Annotated in this window: 4 protein-coding genes and 1 pseudogene; all 5 read right to left on the bottom strand. The window is 71.3% G+C overall.

Features of this window, described 5'->3' with window-relative positions; all coding sequences use genetic code 11:
- Positions 1-801: 801 nt before the first annotated feature.
- Positions 802-1320 (bottom strand): GNAT family N-acetyltransferase, encoded by a 519-nt coding sequence (locus C1A33_RS20810; RefSeq protein WP_101833099.1) that lies wholly within the window; start codon positions 1318-1320, stop codon positions 802-804.
- Between the two features lie 86 nt (positions 1321-1406).
- Positions 1407-2306: a phosphotransferase gene (locus C1A33_RS20805; RefSeq protein WP_101833098.1), complete on the bottom strand. Its 900-nt coding sequence runs from the start codon at positions 2304-2306 to the stop codon at positions 1407-1409.
- Positions 2307-2497: 191 nt separating this feature from the next.
- Positions 2498-3316: a class I SAM-dependent methyltransferase gene (locus C1A33_RS20800; RefSeq protein ID WP_101833097.1), complete on the bottom strand. Its 819-nt coding sequence runs from the start codon at positions 3314-3316 to the stop codon at positions 2498-2500.
- 173 nt (positions 3317-3489) lie between these two features.
- A complete protein-coding gene (locus C1A33_RS36855; protein ID WP_243407771.1) occupies positions 3490-4002 on the bottom strand; it encodes a DNA polymerase in 513 nt (170 codons plus the stop codon).
- Positions 3998-4339 (bottom strand): annotated as a pseudogene (locus C1A33_RS36850) (DNA polymerase); the annotation flags it as partial. The pseudogene C1A33_RS36850 and the gene C1A33_RS36855, both read right to left, overlap by 5 nt.
- Between the last annotated feature and the right edge of the window lie 137 nt (positions 4340-4476).

The following is a 4476-nucleotide window of genomic DNA, read 5'->3' as shown; positions in this document are numbered from 1 at the left end:
GGCCCACCCGTCCCCGCCTACCAGGTCATCTGGAGCGACCCCACCGGCCGCCTGCCCTGGGAACACGGCTGCACCAGCCCCGCCACCCACCAACCCCTCGCCGCATCACCCCCTCGAGCACCCGGGCCGGGCACGCAGTTGTGATCCCCGCGCCCATCCGGGCGAGGTCGACCTCCCAGGCCGTGACCAGCGTCGACTCCGACGAACCACGACACATCGACGCGCTCAACCCCACTCTCCCACCGCGCCGATAATGCACATTATGTAAAGTAAGCCGGGTCGGAGGCGGCCGGATCCGATGTCCACATCAGATCCGGCCGGTCATGCTCGCGAGATCGTCGTCGACCGTGATCCAGAAGGCGGGTCGGTGCCCGGGTGCTGGTTTGTGATCTTCATTTAGTGATCATGATAGTTGGTGTCGTCAACGACATGGACTACCGCCATCACGCCTCCGGCCCGGCGCGGATGTGCCGGGCCCGTCGACATTTGGCCGCGGGCATTGCGCGCGGCGGTCTTGAGCAGCGGTGTGGAACCGCGCGAGCCGGCCCACCAGCCAGACCTAAGATGATCAAGCAGCGCCTGCTCCCCCGGGTGCTCGGTGTTTGGTTTTTTTGATCTTGTGCGGTAAGACGTCGTCAACAGCGTTGATTATCTTGATGGGAGAGAGGGGTGATCCTCGCCGGTGTTGGCGGCGAGGACGTGGAGACCTCGACGAGGTGCTCACCCGCGGGTGGCGCTCGCACGTGGACCAGAAGGCCGAGACCCACACGGCGGCGAACGCCGCCCTCATCGACGCGCAGATCAGCCGAGCGTCCGCCGGTACCGCACATCACGCACCATGAACCCGCCCACGCGTTCGTCCCTGGTGCGACCATCCGGTTCCCAGCCCAGCCGAGAGTAGAAACGGCTCGCGCGGGCGTTGCTCTCCAGGACCCACAACGTCGCTGACGCGAAGCCGGCCACGCCGAACGTGCGCACCGCCGCCGCCATCAGCTGACCTCCAACACCCCGCCCCCACACGGCCGGGAGCACGTAGAACGAGGCGACCTCGCCCACCCCGGTCGGATCCTGGTCGAGGTCCTCGGTGGGATACAGGGACGCGAAGCCGACCACCTCACCGGCGTCGTCGGCGACCAGAACACCCCGGGCCGGCCACGCCGCCTGCCGCACGGCCGCCGTCCACCGCGGCACCCGCTGCGCCGGACGCAGCCCGTCGAGCAGCGACTGCGCCAACAGCCCCCGATAGCCAACCTGCCAGGACAGCACATGCACCTCGGCGACCCGCTCAACATCACCGACGCCAGCCGGACGAACAAGCACACCACGATCATCACACCGAGGCATCCGATGGTCCGCCAACCAGCAGATCCGACACCGAAGAGCTAGATCACCGATCTACGCTGGTGTCAAAGGCCCTTCAGGACACGATCGAGTGCCGACCGGCCTGCGGGCCCCCAGTGCGGCTTGCCGCCGGACAGGCCACGGTCCCCGTTCTGGCCCATCAGCATCAAGAACAGACTCTTCATCGCGGCCAGCCCGCGCGCCCGTCGCACCGTCGCCTCGTCCGCCTGCGCGTAGCTGCCGAAGAACCGCGAGGCGCCTCCCGCGGGGAGCAGCAGCCAGGCGGCCGCAAGATCCCACGCCGGATCGCCGGCGACGACCGCACCGAAGTCGACGATGCCCGCCAGCGTGCCATCCGCGATGACGACGTTCGCGGGATGCAGGTCACCGTGCACCCACACCCGTGGGCCCTGCCACTCGGAGGCCGCCACCGCGTCGTCCCACACAGCCCGGATGTCGTCCTCGGTGAAGCCGCCGAGGTCCACGGACCGCAGGAAGTGCTCGAACCCCCCTGTGCACTGCTTGGGGTGAGCGCCGACGTCCACGGCGTCCGGCGCCTCGGCGGGCGCCTCCACATGCAGCGCGGCGAGAAAGGCCGCCAGTATGTCGGCCGCGTGGTCGCCGCGGGTGATCGAACCCTGGTCCAGGGGCGTGCCTTCCACCCATGTCATGACCGTCCAGATCTTCGGGAAGCGCTCGGACGGTGTCCCGCTGCGCACCGGAGTCGGGATCGGAAGCGGCAGACGTGAGGCCAGCTGCGGCAGCCAGCGGCGTTCCTTGAGTTGTAGATCGGGGCTTTTGTCCATCCGCTGCATCCGCACGGCCAGGTCGTCCCCGAGGCGCCACATCTGGTTTCCCCAGCCGCCCACCACCTCACGGATGGGCAGCTCGGCCAGGTCCGGATGCTGCTCCCGCAGCAAGTCACGGACCAGATCTTCGTTGATCTCCATCTCGGACTCGATCATGGGGGTCACGGTAGTGAGGCGCGCGTGTTCCTCAAGGGCCGAAGCCAACCGAGGATCATGGAGTCCAACGCCCACTCTCGGTCACGATCGACAGGGTTGCTCGCGGGAATACAGGTCAGTCGAACACACGACTCTGCCAGTCTCGACCCCCGAGACGCCGGGGGTTCGGCGCCCGTGGCGGGCGGTGGGCGTCACGGCGCCGCGGGCAGGTGGATGAGCAGTTCGCCGTGCAGGATGCTGATCCAGCCGTCGGGGTGCGCGGCCCACTCCCGCCAGGCGTCGGCGATCTCGTCGAGGTCGGCGCGGGTGGCCAGGCCGCTGTCGAGGAGCTGGTCGGTGATGGCCGAGCCGGAGATCCGCTCGGCCCACATGCCGCCCCACTCCCCCCGCGACTCGGGGTCGGCGTAGCACCAGGTCGACGAGGTGACGGTGACCGTGGGAGCGCCGGCGGAGTGTGCCCAGGCGAGCAGGTGGCGGCCCGCGTCCGGTTCGCCGCCGTTGGCCCGGGCGGCCGCCTGGTACAGCGTGTGCCAGCGGTCGAGCCCGGGCAGCCGTGGGTACCAGGCGAAGCCGCTGTAGTCGCCGTCGCGGACGGCGACGACCCCGCCGGGACGGCAGACGCGCATCATCTCGCGCAGTGCCGCCACCGGATCGCTCAGATGCTGCAGTACCTGATGGGCGTGCACGACGTCGAAGGAGTCCGACGCCAGATCCAGGTGGTGGACGTCGCCGACGAGGTAGCGCGCCGTGTGCGCCCCGCGGCGCTCGATCTCCGCCCGGGTGGTGGCCAGCACCGCCTCGGCCGTCTCGAGGGCGGTGAGCTGGCCGGGGGCGATCCGCTCGGCCAGGCCGGCGGTGATGGTGCCCGGGCCGCTGCCGATGTCCAGCAGACTCAGGCCGGGGCGCAGGTGCCCGAGCAGGTAGGCGGCGGAGTTCTCCGCGGTACGGGTGCGGTGGGACCGAAGCACGCTCTCGGCGTGCCCATGGGTGTAGGTGCCGGTCGGTGTCATAGCTCGACAGTAGCAGCATTCTCAGAATACGAGAATGTATTCTCATATTCTGAGACAAACGAGGGGCGCCCGGCGATTCCGTCAACGGCGTTGATTATCTTGGTGTGGCGCGGGCGCAGCGCCGCGTGCCGGCGGGCGGGTCGTTCGGGCGGGGGGTCGGGAACGGCCGCGGGTCAGTGGGGGGTGTCGGACCAGCGCAGCACGACGGCGACGTCGGCGACCAGGCGCACGCCGCTGCCGGCGGCCCAGTAGGCGGCGGTGGCGGCGAGAGCCCGGTGCAGCAGGACGCGGGCGGCGTCGGCGTGCGCGGCGGGGACGTGCAGAAGCAGCTCGTCGTGCAGGCAGAGCACGATCTCGCCGTCGAGGGCGGGCAGGCCGGCGCGGACGGTGGCCGCCCACGCCTTGAACAGCTCGGCGGCGGGGCCCTGGATGACCGCGTTGCGCGCGAAGCGGCCACGGGCCAGCTCCGGGACGACCGCGGTGGCGGGCGAGGGCGGCCAGGCGCAGCCGGCGGCCGCCGTAGGTGCGCAGGTCGCGGCCGGCGCGGCCGGCGGTGTCGGCGTCGTCGAGGTAGGCCAGCGCGGTGGGGTAGGCGCGGCGCATGCGGCGCAGGGCCTCGCCGGCGGTGCCGGTGGTCTGGCCGTACATGGCGGCGAGCATCGCGACCTTGGCCTCGGGGCGGTCACGGCCGAGCTGGGCGGCGACGGGGGCGTACATGTCGTCGGCGAGGGTGGCGGCGCGCAGGGCGGGGTCGCGGGAGACGATGGCCAGCACGCGGGGTTCGATCTGGCCCAGGTCGGCGCGGACGAACACCCGGCCGGGTTCGGCGACGACGACGGTGCGCAGGTCCGCGGGCAGGTTGTGCAGGCCGGCCTGGGCGGTCATCCGCCCGGCGCCGCCGTCGCTGGCATGCCAGCGCCCGCGCAGGCGCCCGTCGGCGCCGACGTGGGTGTCGAGCCAGCGGTGGCCGTAGGTGGTGGCGATGCGTTCGGCACGGCGCCAGTCGAGCAGCGCGCCGACCACGGGGTGGGCGGCGCGCAGCGGTTCGAGGCGCCCGGAGCGGGTGTCGGGGACGTCGATGCCGACGGAGCGCAGCCCGGCCCGCACGGCGGTGGGGTTGCGCAGGTCGACCGGGCGGGGCAGGTGAGCAAGGACGGGGG

Source organism: Frankia canadensis (genome assembly GCF_900197875.1).
GTDB lineage: Bacteria > Actinomycetota > Actinomycetes > Frankiales > Frankiaceae > Frankia > Frankia canadensis.
This window is presented reverse-complemented; position numbering and strand designations above follow the sequence as displayed.